This window comes from Nostoc sp. EspVER01 (assembly GCF_034530635.1).
GTDB lineage: Bacteria > Cyanobacteriota > Cyanobacteriia > Cyanobacteriales > Nostocaceae > Nostoc.
This window is the reverse complement of record NZ_JAVRCS010000012.1, coordinates 87,191-107,478: the sequence shown is the minus strand read 5'-3', so window position 1 is coordinate 107,478 and position 20,288 is coordinate 87,191. Positions and strand designations below refer to the sequence as shown.

The 20,288-nt window shown below is 41.9% G+C and carries 14 protein-coding genes and 1 pseudogene; 4 read left to right on the top strand and 11 right to left on the bottom strand.

Annotated features, from left to right (window positions below; translation table 11 throughout):
• Positions 1–63: 63 nt before the first annotated feature.
• Entirely contained in the window at positions 64–1,617 is a 1,554-nt protein-coding gene (locus RMX69_RS13190) for a cation:proton antiporter (protein WP_322637748.1), read from the top strand.
• A gap of 177 nt (positions 1,618–1,794) precedes the next feature.
• Here the strand turns inward: RMX69_RS13190 and RMX69_RS13185 are convergent, their stop codons facing one another.
• The 7 genes from RMX69_RS13185 to RMX69_RS13155 all read right to left on the bottom strand — a co-directional run bounded on the left by RMX69_RS13185 (position 1,795) and on the right by RMX69_RS13155 (position 10,590).
• The gene (locus RMX69_RS13185; protein WP_289798291.1) at positions 1,795–3,429 is read right to left on the bottom strand and encodes an alpha-D-glucose phosphate-specific phosphoglucomutase; all 1,635 of its coding nucleotides are present in this window, start codon (positions 3,427–3,429) and stop codon (positions 1,795–1,797) included.
• 196 nt (positions 3,430–3,625) lie between these two features.
• On the bottom strand, positions 3,626–4,180 hold the full coding sequence (locus tag RMX69_RS13180; RefSeq protein WP_289798290.1) for a DUF3124 domain-containing protein: 555 nt from the start codon (positions 4,178–4,180) through the stop codon (positions 3,626–3,628).
• A 68-nt stretch (positions 4,181–4,248) separates the two neighbouring features.
• Entirely contained in the window at positions 4,249–4,926 is a 678-nt protein-coding gene (locus tag RMX69_RS13175) for a potassium channel family protein (protein ID WP_094352965.1), read from the bottom strand.
• 159 nt (positions 4,927–5,085) lie between these two features.
• Entirely contained in the window at positions 5,086–5,622 is a 537-nt protein-coding gene (locus RMX69_RS13170) for a general stress protein (RefSeq protein WP_289798289.1), read from the bottom strand.
• 230 nt (positions 5,623–5,852) lie between these two features.
• On the bottom strand, positions 5,853–8,858 hold the full coding sequence (locus RMX69_RS13165; protein ID WP_289798288.1) for an MFS transporter: 3,006 nt from the start codon (positions 8,856–8,858) through the stop codon (positions 5,853–5,855).
• 441 nt (positions 8,859–9,299) lie between these two features.
• Positions 9,300–9,833, bottom strand: coding sequence for a translation initiation factor IF-3 (gene infC, locus RMX69_RS13160; protein ID WP_104908867.1), 534 nt, complete (start codon positions 9,831–9,833; stop codon positions 9,300–9,302).
• A 373-nt stretch (positions 9,834–10,206) separates the two neighbouring features.
• A complete protein-coding gene (locus RMX69_RS13155) occupies positions 10,207–10,590 on the bottom strand; it encodes a transposase (RefSeq protein ID WP_289800063.1) in 384 nt (127 codons plus the stop codon).
• A gap of 429 nt (positions 10,591–11,019) precedes the next feature.
• Between RMX69_RS13155 and RMX69_RS13150 the strand changes: the two are divergent.
• A pseudogene (locus RMX69_RS13150) lies at positions 11,020–11,163 on the top strand (IS4 family transposase); the annotation flags it as partial.
• A gap of 31 nt (positions 11,164–11,194) precedes the next feature.
• Here RMX69_RS13150 and RMX69_RS13145 read toward each other — a convergent pair.
• A complete protein-coding gene (locus RMX69_RS13145; RefSeq protein ID WP_322637715.1) occupies positions 11,195–12,106 on the bottom strand; it encodes a DUF928 domain-containing protein in 912 nt (303 codons plus the stop codon).
• A gap of 304 nt (positions 12,107–12,410) precedes the next feature.
• Positions 12,411–14,300, bottom strand: coding sequence for an ATP-dependent zinc metalloprotease FtsH (gene ftsH / locus RMX69_RS13140; protein ID WP_289798286.1), 1,890 nt, complete (start codon positions 14,298–14,300; stop codon positions 12,411–12,413).
• A 441-nt stretch (positions 14,301–14,741) separates the two neighbouring features.
• Here ftsH and RMX69_RS13135 point away from each other — a divergent pair, with 441 nt between their 5' ends.
• Positions 14,742–15,287, top strand: a complete 546-nt coding sequence (locus RMX69_RS13135; RefSeq protein ID WP_094353353.1) for an NADPH-dependent FMN reductase — start codon at positions 14,742–14,744, stop codon at positions 15,285–15,287.
• Positions 15,288–15,331: 44 nt separating this feature from the next.
• Here the strand turns inward: RMX69_RS13135 and RMX69_RS13130 are convergent, their stop codons facing one another.
• Positions 15,332–16,450 (bottom strand): ferrochelatase, encoded by a 1,119-nt coding sequence (locus RMX69_RS13130; protein ID WP_322637714.1) that lies wholly within the window; start codon positions 16,448–16,450, stop codon positions 15,332–15,334.
• 400 nt (positions 16,451–16,850) lie between these two features.
• Here RMX69_RS13130 and RMX69_RS13125 point away from each other — a divergent pair, with 400 nt between their 5' ends.
• Complete coding sequence (locus tag RMX69_RS13125) at positions 16,851–17,279, top strand: hypothetical protein (protein ID WP_289798284.1); 429 nt, start codon at positions 16,851–16,853, stop codon at positions 17,277–17,279.
• Positions 17,280–17,967: 688 nt separating this feature from the next.
• On the opposite strand, the gene RMX69_RS13120 is transcribed toward RMX69_RS13125, so the two are convergent.
• The gene (locus RMX69_RS13120; protein ID WP_322637712.1) at positions 17,968–20,286 is read right to left on the bottom strand and encodes a tetratricopeptide repeat protein; all 2,319 of its coding nucleotides are present in this window, start codon (positions 20,284–20,286) and stop codon (positions 17,968–17,970) included.
• Between the last annotated feature and the right edge of the window lie 2 nt (positions 20,287–20,288).

The following is a 20,288-nucleotide window of genomic DNA, read 5'->3' as shown; positions in this document are numbered from 1 at the left end:
ACTTGCTAATTTGGTATGAATGAAGAGAGAATCTATCAGCAAAGTCAAAATAGCTTTTCTAATGTGGATGTTACTGAATTAGTCAAAGTTTCAATTATCCTCTTGCTGCTTGCTACAGGAGTAGCTTTGCTATCCCGACGGTTGGGAATCCCTTATGTTACAGGTTTAGTATTAGCAGGTTTGCCCATCACTGAGTTATTGTCTCGTCGGATTGGTTTAAATCCAACCCTTGTTTTAAATCTTTTCTTGCCAATTCTCATCTTTGAAGCTGGTATTAATACAGATGTTAGCCGCCTACGCAGCACCTTTAAACCAATTGCCCTACTAGCTGGGCCAGGGGCTGTGATTTCCAGTGCGATTATTGCCCTCCTGTTGAAATTTGGGCTGGGACTGAGTTGGATACCTGCGTTATTTGTCGGAGTAATTCTGGCAAACACTGATACTGTTTCCATGATTGCTGTATTTAAGGATATACCAGTACCCTCGCGGCTTTCCACCATCGTTGAAGGGGAAACCCTATTCAATGATGCCGCTGCCCTAGTTTCCTTCAACTTGATTGTGCAAGTATATTCAACAGGCTCACTCACATTTATAGAGGGAATCCAACAACTGCTATTTATCTCTCTAGGAGGCTGCGTTGTGGGGTTGGTCTTGGGCTACTTGAGTATACCTGTATTCGCCCGTTTAGATGATGCTCTTAGCAGTCTTTTGCTGACAGTCGCAGTTGCATTAGGAACTTTTCAGGTTGGGCAATTTCTCGGTGTATCAGGTCCTGTGGCCGTAGTTGTCGCTGGATTAATTTTTGGGAATTTTGGGCTTTCTCGCAATACTTCTGCCTCTAGCCGCATTACCTTGTTGAGTTTCTGGGAATATGCCAGTTTTACTGTCAACACCTTTATTTTTCTGTTGATTGGTGTAGAAATAAATTTGGTAACGCTCTGGAAAACTTTACCTGCAATTCTACTTGCAGTTTTGGCTTATCAAATCGGGCGAGTTCTTACGGTGTATCCACTGCTAGCAGTAGTTCGTTGGATTGACCGCCCAATTCCGCTGCGCTGGCAACATTTACTGTTTTTAGGCAACATCAAAGGTTCACTCTCAATGGCTCTGGCATTGAGTTTACCCACTACATTACCAGGGCGAGAAGTCCTGATCGCTATAGTCTTCGGCTGTGTGCTGGTTTCGTTAGTGGGACAGGGTTTAAGTTTGCCTTGGGTGGTAAAACGCTTAAAGTTATCTAAATTTTCTGAAGTTCAACAACAGGTTGAAGAGTTGCAAGCCCAGTTGATGACGGGTAAGGCGGCACAAGATGAATTAGATAGCCTGTTAAAATCAGGGGTATTACCAAAAGCCGTTTATGAAGAGATGCGTTCAGCTTATCAGGTACGAATTGCCGGTGCAGAAAAGACACTGCGGGAATTATATAATCGTCGCCCTGATGAGGTGGAAGCTAGAAGTGGCAAGAGCAGTAAACTTGAGGCTATTCGCCGACGTTTACTGCTGGCAGAAAAAGGAGCGCTCAATGAGGCAATGCGGAAGCGAATTCTTTCAGAAGAAATTGTGCGCGGACGGATACAAATTCTCGATGAACAATTACTGAAATTAGAAGATGATTAACCCGGATTTCTCAGCACACCTCTTAAAGCCTGCGCATGTGCCGGGGAGAAGTAATGAGTAAGAAGTAAGAAGTTTTTACTCATTACTCATTACTTATTACTCATTACTTATTACTCATTACTTATTACTCATTACTCATTTGTGGGATTCTTTCTTCAAGTTGGTATTAACAAAGTGCTAGGTGATTACAGTTGGCTGTTCCCGTCCTGTCAGTTCGCGAATCTGGACTATCTCTTGAGCAATAGTGATTAAAGAAGCAAGTGCTTGCTGTGGCTCAAGGTCATGTTTGGCGGGATCTGGCTCGTAGCTTTCTAGATAAACTCTTAGGGTTGCACCTTGAGTGCCCGTGCCAGAAAGTCGCACGACAATGCGGGAGCCATCGGTAAAGCCAATGCGAACACCCTGTTGATGGCTAATGCTACCATCAACAGGGTCGGTATAACTAAAGTCATCACTGTATTCAACTTGATAGTTACCGAATTGCTTGCCTTTAAGATTTGGCAATAAGGAACGCAGTCTTTCTATTAAAGTGTTGGCTGGACCTGTCTCTATCTCTTCATAGTCATGGCGTGAGTAATAATTGCGTCCATAGGTTTGCCAGTGTTCCCGGACAATCTGCTCAACAGATTGTTGCCGGACTGCTAGGATATTCAGCCAAAACAGGACAGCCCATAGCCCATCTTTTTCACGGATATGATTAGAGCCGGTACCAAAACTTTCTTCACCGCACAGAGTTGCTTTCCCCGCGTCTAAGAGATTGCCGAAAAACTTCCAGCCTGTGGGTGTTTCATAAGATTCAATCCCAATCTGAGCAGCAACTCGATCTACTGCTTGGCTAGTAGGCATCGATCGCGCTACCCCGGCTAAACCTGCACTATAACCAGGGACTAGCTTGGCGTTTGCGGCTAACACTGCGAGGCTATCGCTAGGGGTGACAAAGAATTTACGCCCTAAGATCATATTGCGATCGCCATCTCCATCAAAAGCTGCCCCAAAGTCGGGCGCATTCTCTCCGTACAAAATATCTACTAAATCATGGGCATAAACCAGATTTGGGTCAGGGTGGCCGCCGCCAAAGTCTTCTAGGGGTGTACCATTTTGCACAGTTCCCACTGGTGCGCCTAAACGTTGCTCGAAAATAGCATGGGCATAAGGGCCAGCCACCGCATGTAAGGCATCGATGCTGAACCGAAAATTTCCTTTTGTCAACAGTTGGTGAATCTGTTCAAAATCAAACAGGGACTCCATTAACTCTTGATAATCATGTACGGAGTCAATCACCTCAACTACCGTCTCTCCTAAATGTGACTCACCCAAAGTTTCTAAATCTACATCTGATGCTTCCAGAATTTGGTAGCTATCAATCACTTTACTGCGATTGTACATAGCCTCTGTCACCTTTTCCGGGGCTGGGCCACCGTTGTTAATGTTATATTTCACGCCAAAGTCACCATTTGGCCCGCCCGGATTATGGCTAGCAGACAAGATGATGCCACCAATAGCCTCGTACTTGCGAATAATCGCGGAAGTTGCAGGAGTAGACAAAATCCCCCGTTGGCCAACTTTAATCCGCCCAATTCCATTGGCCGCAGCCATTTTCAAAATGATTTGAATGGCTTGGCGATTGTAATAACGACCATCACCACCCAGGACTATGGTTTGTCCCTGCAAGTCCCCTACAGAATCGAAGATGGATTGGATAAAATTTTCCAGGTAGTGGGGCTGCTGAAAAACCTTAACTGCTTTCCGCAGCCCAGAAGTACCAGGCTTTTGGTCGCTGAAGGGAGTAGTAGAGACTTTATGGATGTTCATAGATTTAACAAGGCATTTTTCTTTTACAGCTTTACATAAGTTCGTTACAAAAAAAAATTGCTTACGTATTATCTACCTATCGGCTATCAACTTCCCTATTCTGCGATTCCCGATAGCGCCGCATCACACAAGTCCCCTTTACCATACTGAGTGCTGACTCCTGAATTCTGTTCGATAAATTAGCTTTTGAAAAATTCTATTTTAAAGGCGATCGCTTATAGTTATTTTGACTTTTAATCACTCTACCAGGACTGATAAAAGAAATTCCTTGCTGAAAGTCAGTACCAATCATGACTGCCTCCACTATCGGTTCGGATATTTCTGTTTGGGCTACCCACTCGACAATGAAGTTTGCGCCTAAACCTCCACTGGTGTCATTTCTATTGATAAAAAAATCTGTCGAAGCTAGGGCATCAAGTTGAATAGGGCGCTCCAAATACTGCTTAATTAGTTTCCCTTCCGAGTTGTAGTAACGTACAGAAGTAATAATCATCGGATTGGTCAAATCTGTATTCCGAATACTAAGCGTAGCTGCTAACTCAAAAATCTCTTGGCGATTGTGATGATAGATATGAGAGTAGACAGGAACATAAACAGTTTGACCGCTTGCTATCTTAAAATTCTTATCCAACGTCACTGTTTTTTGCAATGGGGTTGCTGGAATGGCATTGGGTTGTGACTTGGGTGTTGATTCACAAGATGCAAGAATAATAACAGCGATCGCTAAATAAATATATCTATACAGCTTCATCAAAACTCACCAATTTTTTATATGTGTAGCTAACCCTACCTAATAAACAATTTAGGTAGGAACTACGCTCAACATCTTTGTTCAATAAAATCAATGACTTGATGTAAGCATCTTGGTTTAGTCACAATCAGCACAGTTGAATGAGGTTCCAGTATTGTACTGCCGTTAGGAATCATCAAATCTTCGTGGGGATGAGATTGATAGCCAATAATTAGCGAACCAGTGGGGAATTGGGGATCTTGAGCAATTTCGGCAACACTACGACCGGCAACATAGCAATTGTTGGGGATGGAAAGTTTCAGAACCTCAATCTGTCCCTGCTCAAAATGCATCATTGATTCTACTTGCGGATACTCAATGGCATTCACCATTGTTGAAACTGATAGTTCAACAGTACTGATAATATGGTTAGCTCCAGCTATCCGCAGCGGTTCGGCAAAATCGGGGTGGCGCATCCGACTCAAAATATGGGTGACGCCGTAGTGTTTAGCAAGAGTTACCATTGCCAAGTTTAAGGCATCACTTCTCAGAACTGCTGCCAAGGAACCGGCTTTGCGAATCCCCGCTTCTAATAATACTTCTGTACTCACAGCACTGCCTTCAAAAGCCATTGCTCCTACTTGTTCGCGGGCGTAGCGACAAGCAATAGGGTCAATGTCAATTACGGCAACAGTATGTCCTAGTTCTACCAGTTTTTGCGCTAAACTTAAGCCTACTAAGCCGGCTCCACCAATTAGTACGTACATTAATTCTCTTTATGCTCTCTTCCACTTACTTTACAAGTTAGCAGAGGATTGACATACTCACCGAGAAAGAAGGGTCGGTGATTCTGGAATAATAAGTAATGAGTAAATACCCATTTCTCATCCACTCATTACTCATTACTCATTTAAAGTCCTATGATTTCAACTGTTGGGAATGTCAAAAACTCGCCATTCCTGAATACCCCAACGCCTAAGAATAGATTCAGCTTGACGGATATCGTCTTCTGTACTTTCTATCGTCACTAAATAATCACCTTGGAATACTCGGTCATTGTAGAGTTGGGCAACTTCTTCAGGAAGAAACCAACCTCGTAGTGCGCCAATCAGACCGCCAGCAGCTGCGCTAGCTCCACTTCCTAACAGGGTGGCTAAAACAGACTCTGCTGCTAGCGCTGGGCCAAAACCAGGAATAAGCAAAATACCCAAACCCGCAACTAAGGTAAGTAAACCTCCCGCCGTAGCGCCTGCTAATCCACCCGCCCTAGCACCTTCAGCAGGAGCAATATTACTTTCACTCGTGTCGGAACTGTCAAGTTGCTCATTGAGCTTGGGTTTTTTAGTGATTACAGAAATTTTATTCATCGAAAAGCCACTACTTCTCAGTTCGTCGAGCGCCTGTAGTGCAATTTTGCGATTACGAAATATGCCAATAGCGTGTTGAATTTGACCAGAAGCCATTTTGCCTCCCAAGCTTTTGCTGGTAATTGATTTGTTTAGAGTATTACAAACAATTGTTACCAGAAAGTGTTAGCACTTGTGAGCAATTAGGTTTATTAGTAGCCAAGAAATTAACCTTGTGATTATTTTGATTTATGCCTAGTTGAAGATGGCAGAACAAAGCTAATATGAACCTTTGCGTTATTTTTAACTACAAAGTTATTTTTACTATGTTGCACTTATAAGTAATATCAATTGTACTTTTGGAATTGGTATTTTTCGAGTAACTCTTTAACTTGAGCAACTACCAAAGGATGTGGATCTTTTTGTAGCTGGGGGAGGATTTGCAGGAGAACGCGATGTGAAACCATATTTAAATATGCGATCGCAGCTTCTCTGACAAAGCCGGTGGGATGACGCAAACTCACTAATATCTCAGAACTGGTCAGTCGGATGCGTGTAACTTGAGCATAATGAAAACAGCAAGCTAGACACCAGTCAGAAAGGAAATTACCCAACATCAGCAATCTGTGGAGGCGATCGCTAACTATCATATTCTCATATTCTACGATCTTGGCTTCGACAAGATATTGTAATTTTTCTGCCTGTGGTCGGTTATCTAAAATATTCAGCAATAAAGATTTTGAAGACAAAGTGACAGTATGCTCTAATATTTCTAAGCCCCGCGCTAAGTTTACCACTGAGAGCGATCGCAGATTAAATGCTGCTGCCTGCATCTTTTCTGGCGAATAAAGCAGTTTCAATAGCAGTAGCAGCCGCTCTTTGACATCCAATTCCAATTCTAAAAGGGCGCGTTGCAGTAATTCCGAGACAATCACAATCCTTTGATTGGATTGATAATTTTCTTTTTGGTCTAGTGTTTGCAAGTCAATGTATGCGGCGTAAATTTCACCTAAAAATTTTAATTCCTGCTTAATTAAATTTTCTACCCGACTTTCATAAAATCGATCTACTAAACCTTTAATTCCTGGTTGTTTGTGAATTTTTAGTAAGCTGCGGAGAATATGATCCCTAGTAGTACCCCAGGATATTTCCAAGTTTTCCCATAAAGTCTCTAATGCTTGCTGGGTACCGACTTGAGCAATGGTACGCCAAGCATACATCCGCACTACTTCTGGTTTGTAAATATTGGTTGCCAACCGCAACAGCATTTCTAAAGCTTCATTTTCTAGTCGCACTAGGGCTGACATGGCTGTGCTGCGCGTTGATTTGTAATAAAGTGCTGCAATCAGTGCCGAATAGTACTCTTCTAAATGGGTGGCTGAAATCATTTCTAATACGGCACAGCGCACCCGTAAGGACTCATCTTGTAATAAATTCGGGATATGAATCCGCAACGCCTGCAAATAAACTGCTTCTCTCAGCGCTCTAACTCCATTCACCCGTTCCCGTTCTTGCTTATGAGTCAGCATCCGGCGCATGGTTTGAGTAGCTGCTACCTTTTGCATCGGCGTTCCCTGGCGTAAGACTAAAGCGGCGGCAGTAGCGCGGATGAGTGAGTTTTGGCGCGGGTGTAAATATCCTTCTAAAAGGCTTAAATTGGGATTTGGTTCAGCCAGCCAAACGTAGCGCAGCGCTAAGGCAAAAACTTCGGGGTTAGTTTCTTGGGATTCTTCTAATAAAGGACGGATGGCGGCTAAATAAACCGGATTTACACCTCCCATCAGCATCACTTCCAAACTTTGGCGCTGCAAATCTGGGGTTAACTTCACTAGTAGCGGGGCTAAAACTTCCGCCGCGCCTTGGGAGTCAATTTGGGCTAAAAGTTCAATACAAGAGCGTTTATCAGCCTCACTGCCTTTTTCTGCTAAAGCTTTAACTACTCCCTGCTTGAAAAAACGTAAGCCGACATTGCTTGCACTCAAGTGACCCCGCGCCACACTCAAGACTAACAGTTCCACATAGCGCGATCGCAATTCCCAAACTACTGTTAAACAAGTGCCAGTTATCAGCATGGTTTCTGCTACCAACACCCATCTTTGTAGTGGTTCGGGTACAAACCGCCCACAAAACAAGATAGTTGCAAAAATTAGCACTCCTGTCAAACCTGTGGCGATCGCTTCGGCGGTTCCACCAGATAAAGTCTGCATCCGGCTGCGAATTCCCTCTGGAATCGGTTGGTACAGGATGGGGCCGCTACTCATCACAAAGGTGTAGCGCAAAAGTTCATCAAAGAATTTGACAATTATCAAACCCCAGAAAAAGCTTTGCGATTGCATGGCTGGAATTAAATGCAGCAATACCAGCACTCCTGGGAGTGAAAAGCCGACGGTAATTGGTAAAAGCGTCGCAGTGAAAAATACCCCCATCCGTTCGATGAGCCGACTGGAAAAAAACCACTGCAACAACAACTCACACAGTCCCAACATCCCCCCAAACAGACCCAAAAAGCTCGCAAGTTCTCGGTCGCTCAAATTGGATTGGAGTTCGCGCAGATACTGAAAATCTATTAACAAGCCAATAACTTGCAACAGTCCCACAAAAGCAAACAACTGCCAGACGTACCGCTTCAGCGGGCTTTTAATGAAACGCTCCCGTGAAGCTTGTTGTTCGGGAACTAGTCTTTGTGGGGTTTCAGGGAAAGCTGCTCGATAGTGATGAGTTAAATAGAATAGAATCGCCGATCCTAATAAAATCACAATACAGGCGATGAGGATGATCTTATTCAGCGTGGTGTATTGCACTAGCCAAGGCAAACTAAAGCCACTGATCACATCTGCTACCAAAAGACCACTACTCACCAGTGGGTAAGTCCGTTTAATCTCCCGAATATTAAATATTTGGTTGGCGACAATAGAAGTGTTGAGGTCATTGACCACATAAAGTGCATCTACCCACAGCCGCAGCAGAAATGCCGAAATCACAGCCAGGTAGGAAAAATGATATCCCCAACGTAATACAACTAATAAAACTAATGGCATCAACATGCAAGGTGCGATCGCCACAATTACCCGACGTAAGGGAAAAATCTTTTGCAGCCAAGAGTATAAAAAAACCAGTCCGGCACTCATTACCGCACTAGCAATATACATCCACGGCAGCAGGTGAGTTCCATATTCATCCAAAAACAGCGCCACCGTACTGTCTTCTGCCCACCGCAATCCTACACAGACAATTGTGTAAAAAAGAAACATTATCTGGGTTCGTTCGCTCTCCTCTGGTCGGAGATTCACCCACTGTAGTAGTCGTGGTAAAGCAACTTTATTTGCAGCCAACCAGTGATTTTTCAGTTCCATGCAGTTTTATTTTCTGGTAGTATCACCGCGTAATGGGGAGGCAGGGGAGCAGGGGGCAGAGGGGAAAGAAATATACCTCCTTGTCCCCTTGTCCTCCTAGCTCCTTTGGAAATAGCAAAAGTCCTGAGCAACTGAGTATTATGTTTCCCACTCAGCGTTCAGGACTATCGATTTTAGATAAATTTAAATGCTTTCGTAGGAGTGCATAGCTAAGGGACTTCCAAGAAATAAATTATCCATTTTGTGGGGTGGGCAACATGAGCGCCCTAAATCTGGGACGGGTGGGGACACCCATCCCACAAGAAAATTTGGGATGTTTTTTTATTTGGAAGTCCCTAACTATGCGCTCAAAGCGTATATTGCATTCAAATAAAACATGAAAAAATCCCCCGACTTCTAGTCAGGGGATTTTCAAACTTGGTCTATTAAACAGTTAGAGAATTATTTTTTAGGCGAAATGAGCATCATCATGTTTCGTCCTTCTTTTTTAGGGGCTTGTTGAAGCTCACCAAAAGGCTCCAAATCCGTTGCCATTCGCTTGAGCAAATCTTCTGCTAGGTCGCTGTGTTGAATTTCTCGACCCCGGAACATCACAGTCGCTTTGACTTTATCGCCATCTTTCAAAAAGCGCTCTGCTTGCTTAACACGCACGTTGTAGTCGTGTTCTTCTATTTTGTAGCGCATCTTAACTTCTTTGACATCAGCCGTGTGCTGTTTTTTCCGGGCTTCCCGCGCCTTTTTTTCTTGCTCAAACTTGTATTTCCCGTAGTCCATAATCCGACAAACTGGCGGGTCAGCTTTATCGCTGATTAGCACCAAATCTAGCTCTTTTTCTTCTGCTAGTTGTAGTGCTTCCTGTGGGGGCATAATTCCCAGTTGGGCACCGTCAGTGTCAATGACCCGAATTTTCGGGAAGCGAATTCGTTCGTTAATTTGGGGCAGATCGCGAGTTCTTTTCTTCTCAATCACAGCCATTATGATTAGTGGGAGCTCTTAAATGAAGGATTTGGTGTGGTCTAAATTGGTATGCCTCAGAGGCAAAATACAGAAGTAACTCAGGACTGAAAACATAGTCTCCAGTTCTAGGGTAACTAATCTATAAAATAGTTGCCTCGTTGTATTTGTCATTTTACTCAGTCTGAGAGAATTTCTCTGCAATAGTTAATCTAAATTACACAACCTAGACTCATATTAAATATTATTACAATTCTTGAGCAAGACTTTTTGCGATGGTGTATCGCCCACCGCAGGCGAAAACTTCTTTACTGGCAACGCCCGAAATACTGATTATTGCGTTGCCAGTTTTTTGTTAAAGTTCTTTTTTGGAGAAGGTGCTAATACCAATTATTTATGAAGCTGCGCTAAATAGAGCTTCAAGGATAAAGTCGTAGGAAGTCACTGAAGCAATCATCTCAGGTGTAATTGCTTTGAGGACATCAGTTAACTTCTGCTGTAATTGTGCAAGGGTTTTACAGTTTTCCCATTGGAGTTTTGATTTGAGAAGTTCCCAAAACCGCTCAATGGGATTGAGTTTCGGAGAGTGAGGAGGTTGAAAAATCGGGATAATGTTATCAGGGTAGTTAAGAGTTTTGGCTTTGTGAAACGATCCTTGATCAAACTGGATAACCGCGATATCATCACCAAGCTCAGCAGACACTAATTCCAAAAAGTGTTGAAAACAATCAGCATTAAGGTAGGGAAACTCGTAGAAAAAGCTATAGCCACTAAGGATCGTGTATTTAATAACCTGTGTAGTAGCGCGTCCACACTAAAATGTTGGGTTTAAGCAGCAGGGACGCAGAGTGCACGAGAGAAGAAAAAGAGACTAATTAACCGATTGTTTTTTACCCAATATTTTAACCTTGCTGCGCTAGTCGGTTGGGTTGAGTCTGCGAAACCCAACATCTCTAGAGCGTTGGGTTTCGTGCCTCAACCCAACCTACAAAAGTCGATGTTATTTAATTCTCATTCCTAAGCGGTTCTACGACACCGTATAAATAAAAATTCTCATGACGCCACTGGCTGTGTTCTAAAGGTTTGATTCCTTTTGCAGTAATTAAACGTCGCTCTCTTTAATCTCAATAATCAATCTCATACCCATAACGCTTTAACCAGATGCACCCATCTCATATTTTAGCGCATCTTCATACAGAATTGGTATTACTATCGTGGTTTTCGATCTGTCCATGAAATGTTAAAAATGCTTCCCGAAATCCCTGAGCCTATTTTATTAACCCAGATTTTTGCCAGGCTTGCTACTTTAGGTCGTATTCATCCCGTTTCTACGGGCGTTGAACCCTCGTAAATTGGCAGAAGTATTGTAAGTAATGATTAATTTATTTTTGAACAGTACAACAGGGCAAGAAAGGCTTGTTTACAACTTCTTTAATGTCTACTGAATTCAACAAATCTTCCCAATATTTCTGAACTTCGGGATCGTTAGGACGTTGGCGGCGTAAATTAGCTAAAGTTCTTAGAGAATCTTCCCAAAATCCAGCCGTTGCAAATAAAACTGCGCGATCCAAATCTGTGTTTGGTTGGTTTAGCTGAAGGGATAGGTTTTCATCTTGCGATCGCACAATTGTACCTTCTATATAAGAGTCTTTATCGCGGTTATTAGGATCGCAAATCATCGAAAAAGTCCAATTATATTCTTTACCGATTTGTAGAGATGGCTGATTTACAGGTACATTTACACTAACAATACCATTCTGCCCAACAGGTTTGAAAGTTCCCTTATATAATGGGTCGATGCTATCACCGTCGCGCAAAACAAATTCTAGTGCTTGTACTGTTGTCGAGGTTTGAGGAACGTAGAAAAAGAATGTGGGACGCTCTGATGTGGTGCGTTGAGCTTCCTTATCTGTCGGTGTCAGGGGAATCAGATATTGTCCAGTTTGAAAGCAACTTCCCCGTGTTCCAGCTGACCTTACTCTACCAGGTCTACCTGGGACAAAGGCGATACGATTTCTACCGCGTTGAATGTAACTTGTAACATTTCTAATTGCAGAAGTAGCATATCTATCTCCAGGACGTAGCCGCTCTGCTTGCTGAAAATTCAATAAAGCTTTTCTATAGTTTCTCCGTTTGGTTTCGTTATAACCAAGCTGCATATATTGGGTGTAAGCAGATTTTGCTTGTGCCAGTTGATAAACTGATGTTGCCAAAACCTGAGTCATGCTTACAGGCTCGAAGGGCAGAAATGCTAAAGTAGCAAGCAGATAAGTTGCCCAAAATCTATATTTCATGATGTTTATGTTTACTTGTAGTACATTTTTTGGGTATATATAATACAATAGCCTAAGCTTTACAGTGACAAGACTTTATCTGTGCTACTTTCTGGGAAGGCTGAGGTAGCATTCTGAGTTTTTTGACAACACAATTCCCGACTTTTTGAAGAAGTCGGGAATCTTAACCTTTGGATTTTCAGTAGTCTATATTGACTTTTACCTGTTCCTTAATAGACATCTGGTGAAATTAAAGATGCATCATCCAGAACCCTTGTAGAGACGTAGCAGTGCTACATCTCTACATTATTTATCACTCATATTTTTAATGAGGTACAGCCAATTGTTCATCGGCTACCTGAACATGATCGGCAACAATTTTGCGGAATACATCACCTTCAATTGTTTCCTGTTCTGCTAGCAAATCTACTAAACGCTCCAAAACTATGCGGTTTTCTTCCAAAAGTTCTTTGGCCTTAATGTAGGAATTGCTAACAATTTCGCGCACTTGTGAATCAATTTTGGCAGCAATTTCCTCAGAGTAGTCTGATTTATTCATCCAGTCGCGTCCTAAAAATACCTCTCCACTCTGATTTTCCAAGGACAATGGGCCTAATTCTGACATCCCGAAGCGTGTCACCATCTGCCGCGCCATCCCTGTCACGTGTTGCAGGTCATTGCTTGCACCTGTGGTCACTTCTGGCTTACCAAAAACGATTTCCTCAGCGGCGCGACCACCCAAAGTAGCAGTAATCCGGGATTTGAGCTGGGAACGAGAAATTAACCCCTGTTCTTCGTTGGGAGTAAACCAAGTTAATCCTAGTGCTTGTCCTCGTGGAATTAATGTAACTTTCTGTACAGGATCGTGGTCTTTGAGCAATGTGCCTACTAAAGCGTGTCCAACTTCATGATAGGCAATTAAGCGCTTGCTCTTGCTGTCTACTAAGGCGGTACCTTCCATACCTGCAACAACTCGGTCTACAGCAGCATCAATTTCTAAAAGAGTGACGGCTTCTTTACGTCTTCTAGCGGTGAGAATAGCGGCTTCGTTGAGTAAGTTAGCTAAATCTGCGCCAGTAAAACCAGGAGTGCGGCGAGCGATCGCTTCTAATGATACGCTAGGATCGATTTTCTTATTCCGGGCGTGGACTTTCAAAATTTCTAGTCGCCCTTTAAGATCGGGTGGATCGACCATCACTTGTCTGTCAAAGCGTCCTGGTCTGAGTAATGCTGTATCTAAAACATCTGGGCGGTTTGTGGCAGCAATAATAATGATACCTGTGTTACCTTCAAAACCATCCATTTCTGTGAGCAGTTGGTTGAGGGTTTGTTCGCGCTCGTCGTTACCACCACCGATCCCAGCACCCCGTTGTCTACCTACTGCGTCAATTTCATCGATAAATATTAGACAAGGGGCATTCTCTTTGGCTTTCTTGAAAAGGTCGCGCACGCGAGATGCACCTACGCCAACGAACATTTCTACAAATTCTGAACCGGAAATACTGAAGAATGGTACACCTGCTTCACCTGCGATCGCTTTTGCTAGTAAAGTTTTACCAGTACCAGGAGGGCCAATTAACAGCACACCTTTGGGAATCCGTGCGCCTACAGCAGTAAATCTTTCTGGCTGTTTCAGGAAAGTCACAACTTCTTCGAGTTCTTCTTTAGCTTCTTCAACCCCGGCGACATCTTCAAATTTCACTCCAGTTTTTGCCTCCATTTGGAAGCGAGCTTTGGATTTACCGAAATTCATCGCTTGGCTAGAAGCATTTGTAGAGCGCCGGAGGAACAACAGCATTAAAGCCACCAATGGCAAAATCCACATCAAATTAATTAACAGCCCTACAGCAGCTCGACTATTAGCAGAGGAAACTTCGCCAAAATCCACATTCTTATCTTTGAGAATGTTAATTAACTCAGTGTTTTGCGCCAAAAGTCTCACCTGTTGCGGTGGTGTATTATCTTTTTGTCCCTTGAGATAAACCTTTGCTAGCTGTTCGGTTTCGTCAAGCTCTACTTTCTCGACTTCTCCCGCCTTCACTTTCTTGATCAAATCACCATAATTTAGCGAGGCGGTTTCTGCTTTTTGTGCCATGACAGGAGTACTTCCGAAAATTCCTGGCAACATAATCAAACTAGCAGCAATTGCACCAACCCAAGCAACGCGCTTTGAAGACTGCCTTTTTATCAATGCTTTTTTTCCCGAATTTGTCATAATAATTACCCTTTGTCTGCTGGCACAAGTTAAGCGCTGGTTTTATGCCTATTCTTCTATCAAAAATTGTAATAACTGGAAATTACACTTTTCTTATCTAGTCTAACTTCCTCACAAAAGCATTCCCAAGTTTCTTCAGGCTATTACATAAAGTTGAGCGATCATTATCTAGATTTTTGCAGTTGTTAAGACTAGACATTGGGCACAAGAGGCAAAGGTGCGCAGATAGGGGAGAACTTACTCCTACTTCTCCCTTGCTCCTCTGCTCCTCGGTCACTGAGCGTAGCCGAAGTGCTGCTCCCCTGCTTTTCCAGTCCCCAATCCCCAGTAGATATTAATTTGACACATTCCAGCACAAATCGCTAAGATAAACATAGTCATAACGATTCCGCTTTTTACAAATCTGACGATAGTAGCTAGTTAATAGTTTATGGGTTAATTATGGTGAAAATTATTGGTATTGGTGGTAGCTTAAGACCCAACTCTTATACCCAGCTTGCTTTAGAAGTCGCAGCGCAAAGAGTTGAGGCTGTAGGTGCAGAGGTAGAAATTCTCGATTTACGGCAGTTGCAGCTACCATTTTGCACTGGCGCAAAGGAGTATCCAGAGTATCCAGATGTTCAGCGGTTGCAAGAAACAGTTAGTCAGGCTGATGGGTTAATTTTAGCGACACCTGAGTATCATGGTGGCGTTAGTGGTGTACTGAAAAACGCCCTGGATTTAATGAGCTTTGACCAACTGTCTGATAAAGTAGCAGGATTTATTAGTGTTTTGGGTGGTCAGTCTAATAGCAACGCTCTAAACGAACTACGGTTAATTACCAGATGGGTGCATTGTTGGTCTATCCCTGAACAAATTGCGATCGGACAAGCTTGGGGTGCTTTCAGTCCTGAAGGCAAACTCGTAGATGAGAAGCTCTCTCAAAGATTCGATCAATTTGCTCAGAGTTTAGTTGATAATACTCGCAAGCTGCGGGGCGTAAATTAATTGTAGGGTGGGTCTAGCTTTGCCCACCCTCGTAAACTCAAAAATTAATGATGGTGGTGGTGATGATGGTGATCCCCTGCGAGTTGAGGATTCACTGCCACACTTTGTTCTGATAACAACTCTGCTATATGAGTATCAGCCCATTGCGCCACCATTGCCAAGAATTCTGGGCGATCGTTGACACAAGCCATTTGCACGTAATTCGTACCAGGATGCTGTTTCTCTAAAGCATGGATGATATGGTGTACATCCAATAGAGTTTCGTGGTTTTCTGTGGCAAAGCCAATTGGCATAAAGATCACTACTTTCGCACCCAATTGAATCAGGTTATTAGCAGCTTGCTCTGCATTTGGCTGCGTCCAATCAATTAGGGGTGTGTCATGATTGAGCCAACCCACGCAGATTAACGGATAGCGGTTAATCAACTTATCCCGAACCAAGTCGTACATTGCTTCACTTTCGGCAATCCCAGAAGTAAAGCCTTTAGCTTTATGAGGACAGCCGTGATTCATTAAGACAATACCGATTTGAGAAGGTAGATAAGCTCCGGCTAACTCAGCAATTTTCTCTTCAACTAGATGAGCCATTAAATCGATGTAGGCTGGTTCGTTGAAGAAAGAAGGAATGTAGCGTTGTGCTTTAACCCAGTGTTCTTCACCATCAGTCAACTCAACGAGAGCATTGTTAACTTGCTCGATCGCAATACCACTGGTAAATATAGAATCAACAACCAGCAAAGGGTAGATTAATAGCTTATCGAAACCTTGGTTTTTGATTTCCGCTAAGACTTGATTGGGTAGAAAAGGGGCGCAGAAGTTGAAAGCCTTGAAAACTTGAACCTTATCGCCCCATTTTTCTTGTAAATTCTTCTCAATCCCAGCCCGCTGCTGTTCAAAGATGGCGTTGTGTGGGGAGATAAAATCGTGGTGTGTGTGTCCCCACTCATGGCGGTCAAATAGCGCCAAAAGCTTTGCCAGAGGCGGATAAATCCAGGTTGGTACTGGTGCGAATTTTGCTGTCAGTAGATTTAAAGCCTGTTCGTTATAGTTGGCGAAATCTTCGTAGCTTTCGACTTCGCCGTAGCCCATAAGCAATACGGCTACACGGTCTTTACCTGATAGATGCTCGTGGGTGTGTTGTACTTTTTCCGGCGTGGCAACCACAATTAGTTCCTCAATATAACCAGAGTGCAGAGAAATATAAAGTTAGGGAATAGTTTGCACATTTTCCCTACTTGTAACTTATTATCCCATCCAGGGGGATAGGATAGGTGGGAAAATCAAGATAATACATCAAAAGACATACAAGACATACAAGATTTTTAATTTTTATTTAGGCATAACCCCGATGAGCGCTGTTTTTATCTGTTGCAGGGCTTTGTCAATGACATTTAATTAGCTACAGCGCTTTCATTCTTTCGGTGTGATCGCTCCCAGCCTCCAGTTACCAATTTAAGTTTTGTCTACCACCAGTTCAAGAAGATATAAAAAGGCAACAACTTTTCCGAAATAGTTAAGTTAGTGGGTGTAGTAAATATCAACTTACTAAATAGGAGAAGTTTAAATGCTAAACAAACGTTTTTTTGCTGGTTTTTTTGCCTTAACAACTATTTTTGTTTCAGCACCATCTGTATCAGCAAATTCTGTAAAAGAAATGCCTATTCTAACAGCGAAAGAAACGCGTGTTTTAACGGCTAATCGTATGTTCTTAGCATTGGTGCCAGATGCTGTTTCGGAGTATTATCATGTACCTTCTTATTTTAAGAGAGTATCTGTCTTTTTTGATCAGGAATTTATCACAGTGCCAATCAAAAATACAGCTAATCAAATAGTGGGCTACCTCAATTGGCGCATTGACTGGAATACTGCAATAGATTCTAGTTCTATGTATTCAGATAATCACTATAAGCAGCATAAAAATCTTACTAAACGGAACTTACAAAGAATAAATGATTCCACAAAAAATAAAGAGGCAGCATTTATTAAAGAATAATTGTGATTTTTACCATAATTTAGCCAAACGGTCACGAAATACTTCAAAAGTACTTAGAAACATGGATTAAATAACTTGCAATTCTAAGTCTTGTTGGGGTTGGGGTCAAATGAGCAATCGTACCGAAAGTTACGCTAAGACTGAAAACCTTACTAGGTAGATAAGCACTCTATCCACCAATATTTTTTGCAATTCTCAAAGTATCAGTTAAGCTATAAGCTATTTGATACAGCTTTTTTATACGGCTAATCTTGGGTTTGAAGCTTCTAAATTTCAAAGGCTTCAACTGGTACAGGTTTCTCTCAGGTAGACAGGATGTTGAAAACAGGTCATCAAGTCCTTAGCGTAAGTTTCTGAACAAATGCTCATTTCACACCGTTCACAGTATTTTCTTCACCTAGAAACGACATTTTTATCTCATTTAAAATTTGCTACCCCAAAGAAGGTAGAATACGCTGATTAGCTTCTATAGCAATCCGAATTGAAACGTGAGAAAATACTGAGATTAAAAGTACGTGTTTTAGAGCTTTTCAGCGATTTTCTCTCTCACGAATGATTTAGGATTGCTATATTAATAAATAAGGTGCGTTTGTCCCGATTCTTACATTAGTGCCAAACTTAAGAAACACCCATTTCGTCAATAAAAACTAACTTTTCTGAGTCTATTTGTTTAACTTGCTACCAATACTCAATTCTCATTGGACTCTTTTAAAAAATCATTATAATTTTTTTGGAATTGCGTTGTTGTTGGATGATCTACCCCTAACTGTTGTTTACAAATCGTTAAAGCTTTTTCATACTCTCGTTTCGCATCCGTGTACCGTCTTTGTTTACGGTAAACTTCAGCCAGACCATTGTAACTCTTAGCAATATCGGGATGGTCTTGTCTCAGCCGCGGTTCTCTTATTTTTAGTGCTTTTGTATGGAGATTTTCCGCCTCTGTGTATTTCCCTTGATCGTGGTAAAGTGAAGCCAGATTAGAGTAAGTAATGGCAACATCAGGATGGTCTTCTCCGAGCATCTTTTTTCTGACTTTTAATGCTTTTTGATACAGGTTTTCTGCCTCCGTGTATCGTCCTTGATCATGGTATAGTGAAGCCAGATTGTTGTTATTGGTGGCGGTATAAATATGATTTTCCCCGTAAAGTTGTTTTGTTAATTCTAGACATTTTTTAATCAAATCCTCAGCTTCCTTGTACTGTTTTTTATCTAAATACAGAAGAGCCAGATCGTTGTAGATTTGTGCCTTAATCTTATCGATTTGTGTCTTAGGGAAAATGCCATCTATCGATAGCCTTTCGCTTAATTCTAATCCTTGGTTAAAGTAAAGTTCCGCTTCGCTATACTTTCCTAAATAACGATAGATTATTCCTAGATTGTCGTAACAGTTAGCGATATCTATATGATTTTCTCCCAATTTATGTTTTTTTAGTTTTAATGCTTGTTGATAAAATAGTTGCGCTTCGTTGTACTTTCCTTGATTTAAACAAACAAGTCCTAAATTGTTGTTACATGTGGCGATATTAAAATTGTGATCTCCTGACAGCCTTTTGTATATATTTAATGCTTCGTTATACAGATTTTCCGCCTCCATGTATTTTCCTTGGTTACGATAGAGTACGGCTAGATTATTGTAACTGGTAGCAACATCAAGATGTTCTTTTCCCAAACGTGATTCTAATACTGACACGCACTTCTCATACCAAACCTTTGCCGATTCATATAACCCTTGATCAGAATAAAATTTGCCCAACCCCTGAAACACCCAAAGTAAATCTTTGTCAATCACCATTGTTTCCAGATGTTCTGCCACTTCTGCCAGATGGGGTATAGAATTTTTGACTAATTTAATATCTTCTTCTTGACTTGGGGAGCCAAGGATTATTTGGGCACTTTCTACTAATGTTTTTATAAAAGCCTGTTTCAAATTATTAGTTTGTTCTGAGTCTGCTAACTTGACTTTTAAAAACTCCCGTATTAAAGGATGTATTTTATAATTAGTGTCTTTTAACGATTGAATCAAATTAAACTTGTAAAGTTGCTTTTTTGCCTCAACTACATCAGATTCTCCCCAAGAAAGTGACTTACTAATTGACTGTACTAATGTCCAAAAAATTTGCTCTGGTGCAAACAAGCTTAACAATTCACCTACACGCTGCGTAGCAGGATTTAGTTCTTGCCAACTTAATTGAAATGCTGCTTTTACGCCTCGCTTGGCGGTCATTTCAGTATTCTGCAATACCTTCTCTGATAGATCAATGACGTTATCTTGCAAACTCTGAGTTTTTAGTAGCGTTAACACATCTGTTAAAGACAAATCAGGGTCTTGCACTAAATATCGCCCTACTAATTCCAACCCTAATGGTAAGTAACCTAGCCATGCACATAAACGTTTTGCTTCTGGTGATTTTCGTTTCACTCGTAGGTCTTCTTTAACCAGCACGCTTGCCAACAGTTTTAAAGCATCCTTTTCTGAGAGTACATCTAGCGATATTTCTGCAAAGCTAGTTTCCAACCGTCGCTGGCGAGTTGTCATTAATATTCTAAAACGATTACTTGTTGGCAGTAGCCCTCTACAACTTGTCCAATCTGTGACATCATCAAGTATTATCAACACCAAGCCTTCTACAGGTTTCCAATTAGCCCAAAACCACAGTATCTGATCTTTAAGATTAAGATTTTTCTCCTTCAACTCTTTTTGTACATCTAAATTCATAGACGACTTAGCAAACTTAAAAATATCTGCGGCTAAATTTGCTCCTCTCATTGAAAGCCAACAAATACCACCAGGATAATTTGCTTCATATTGTCGTGCATACTGTCTTGCTAATTCGGTTTTGCCCACCCCTGCCATACCTGACACAGCAAGAATTCCTCCTGTGGACGGTTTTATCAACTTTTCACTTAGTTGACCCAGATCATCCTCTCGTCCTACAAAATTGGCATTACCATGAAATACAAGATTATTTGGGGGATTTAACTTTGTCCCTTCCCCAGAGGACGACATCA

Excerpts from the sequence above, each read along its gene's own strand:
- infC (WP_104908867.1), bottom strand. The coding sequence starts at position 9,833 with ATGGCTGTGATTGAGAAGAAAAGAACTCGCGATCTGCCCCAAATTAAC.
- RMX69_RS13165 (WP_289798288.1), bottom strand. The coding sequence starts at position 8,858 with ATGGAACTGAAAAATCACTGGTTGGCTGCAAATAAAGTTGCTTTACCA.
- RMX69_RS13185 (WP_289798291.1), bottom strand. The coding sequence starts at position 3,429 with ATGAACATCCATAAAGTCTCTACTACTCCCTTCAGCGACCAAAAGCCT.
- RMX69_RS13125 (WP_289798284.1), top strand. The coding sequence starts at position 16,851 with ATGCTAAACAAACGTTTTTTTGCTGGTTTTTTTGCCTTAACAACTATT.
- ftsH (WP_289798286.1), bottom strand. The coding sequence starts at position 14,300 with ATGACAAATTCGGGAAAAAAAGCATTGATAAAAAGGCAGTCTTCAAAG.
- RMX69_RS13120 (WP_322637712.1), bottom strand. The coding sequence starts at position 20,286 with ATGTCGTCCTCTGGGGAAGGGACAAAGTTAAATCCCCCAAATAATCTT.
- RMX69_RS13180 (WP_289798290.1), bottom strand. The coding sequence starts at position 4,180 with ATGAAGCTGTATAGATATATTTATTTAGCGATCGCTGTTATTATTCTT.
- RMX69_RS13175 (WP_094352965.1), bottom strand. The coding sequence starts at position 4,926 with ATGTACGTACTAATTGGTGGAGCCGGCTTAGTAGGCTTAAGTTTAGCG.
- RMX69_RS13145 (WP_322637715.1), bottom strand. The coding sequence starts at position 12,106 with ATGAAATATAGATTTTGGGCAACTTATCTGCTTGCTACTTTAGCATTT.
- RMX69_RS13170 (WP_289798289.1), bottom strand. The coding sequence starts at position 5,622 with ATGGCTTCTGGTCAAATTCAACACGCTATTGGCATATTTCGTAATCGC.
- RMX69_RS13135 (WP_094353353.1), top strand. The coding sequence starts at position 14,742 with ATGGTGAAAATTATTGGTATTGGTGGTAGCTTAAGACCCAACTCTTAT.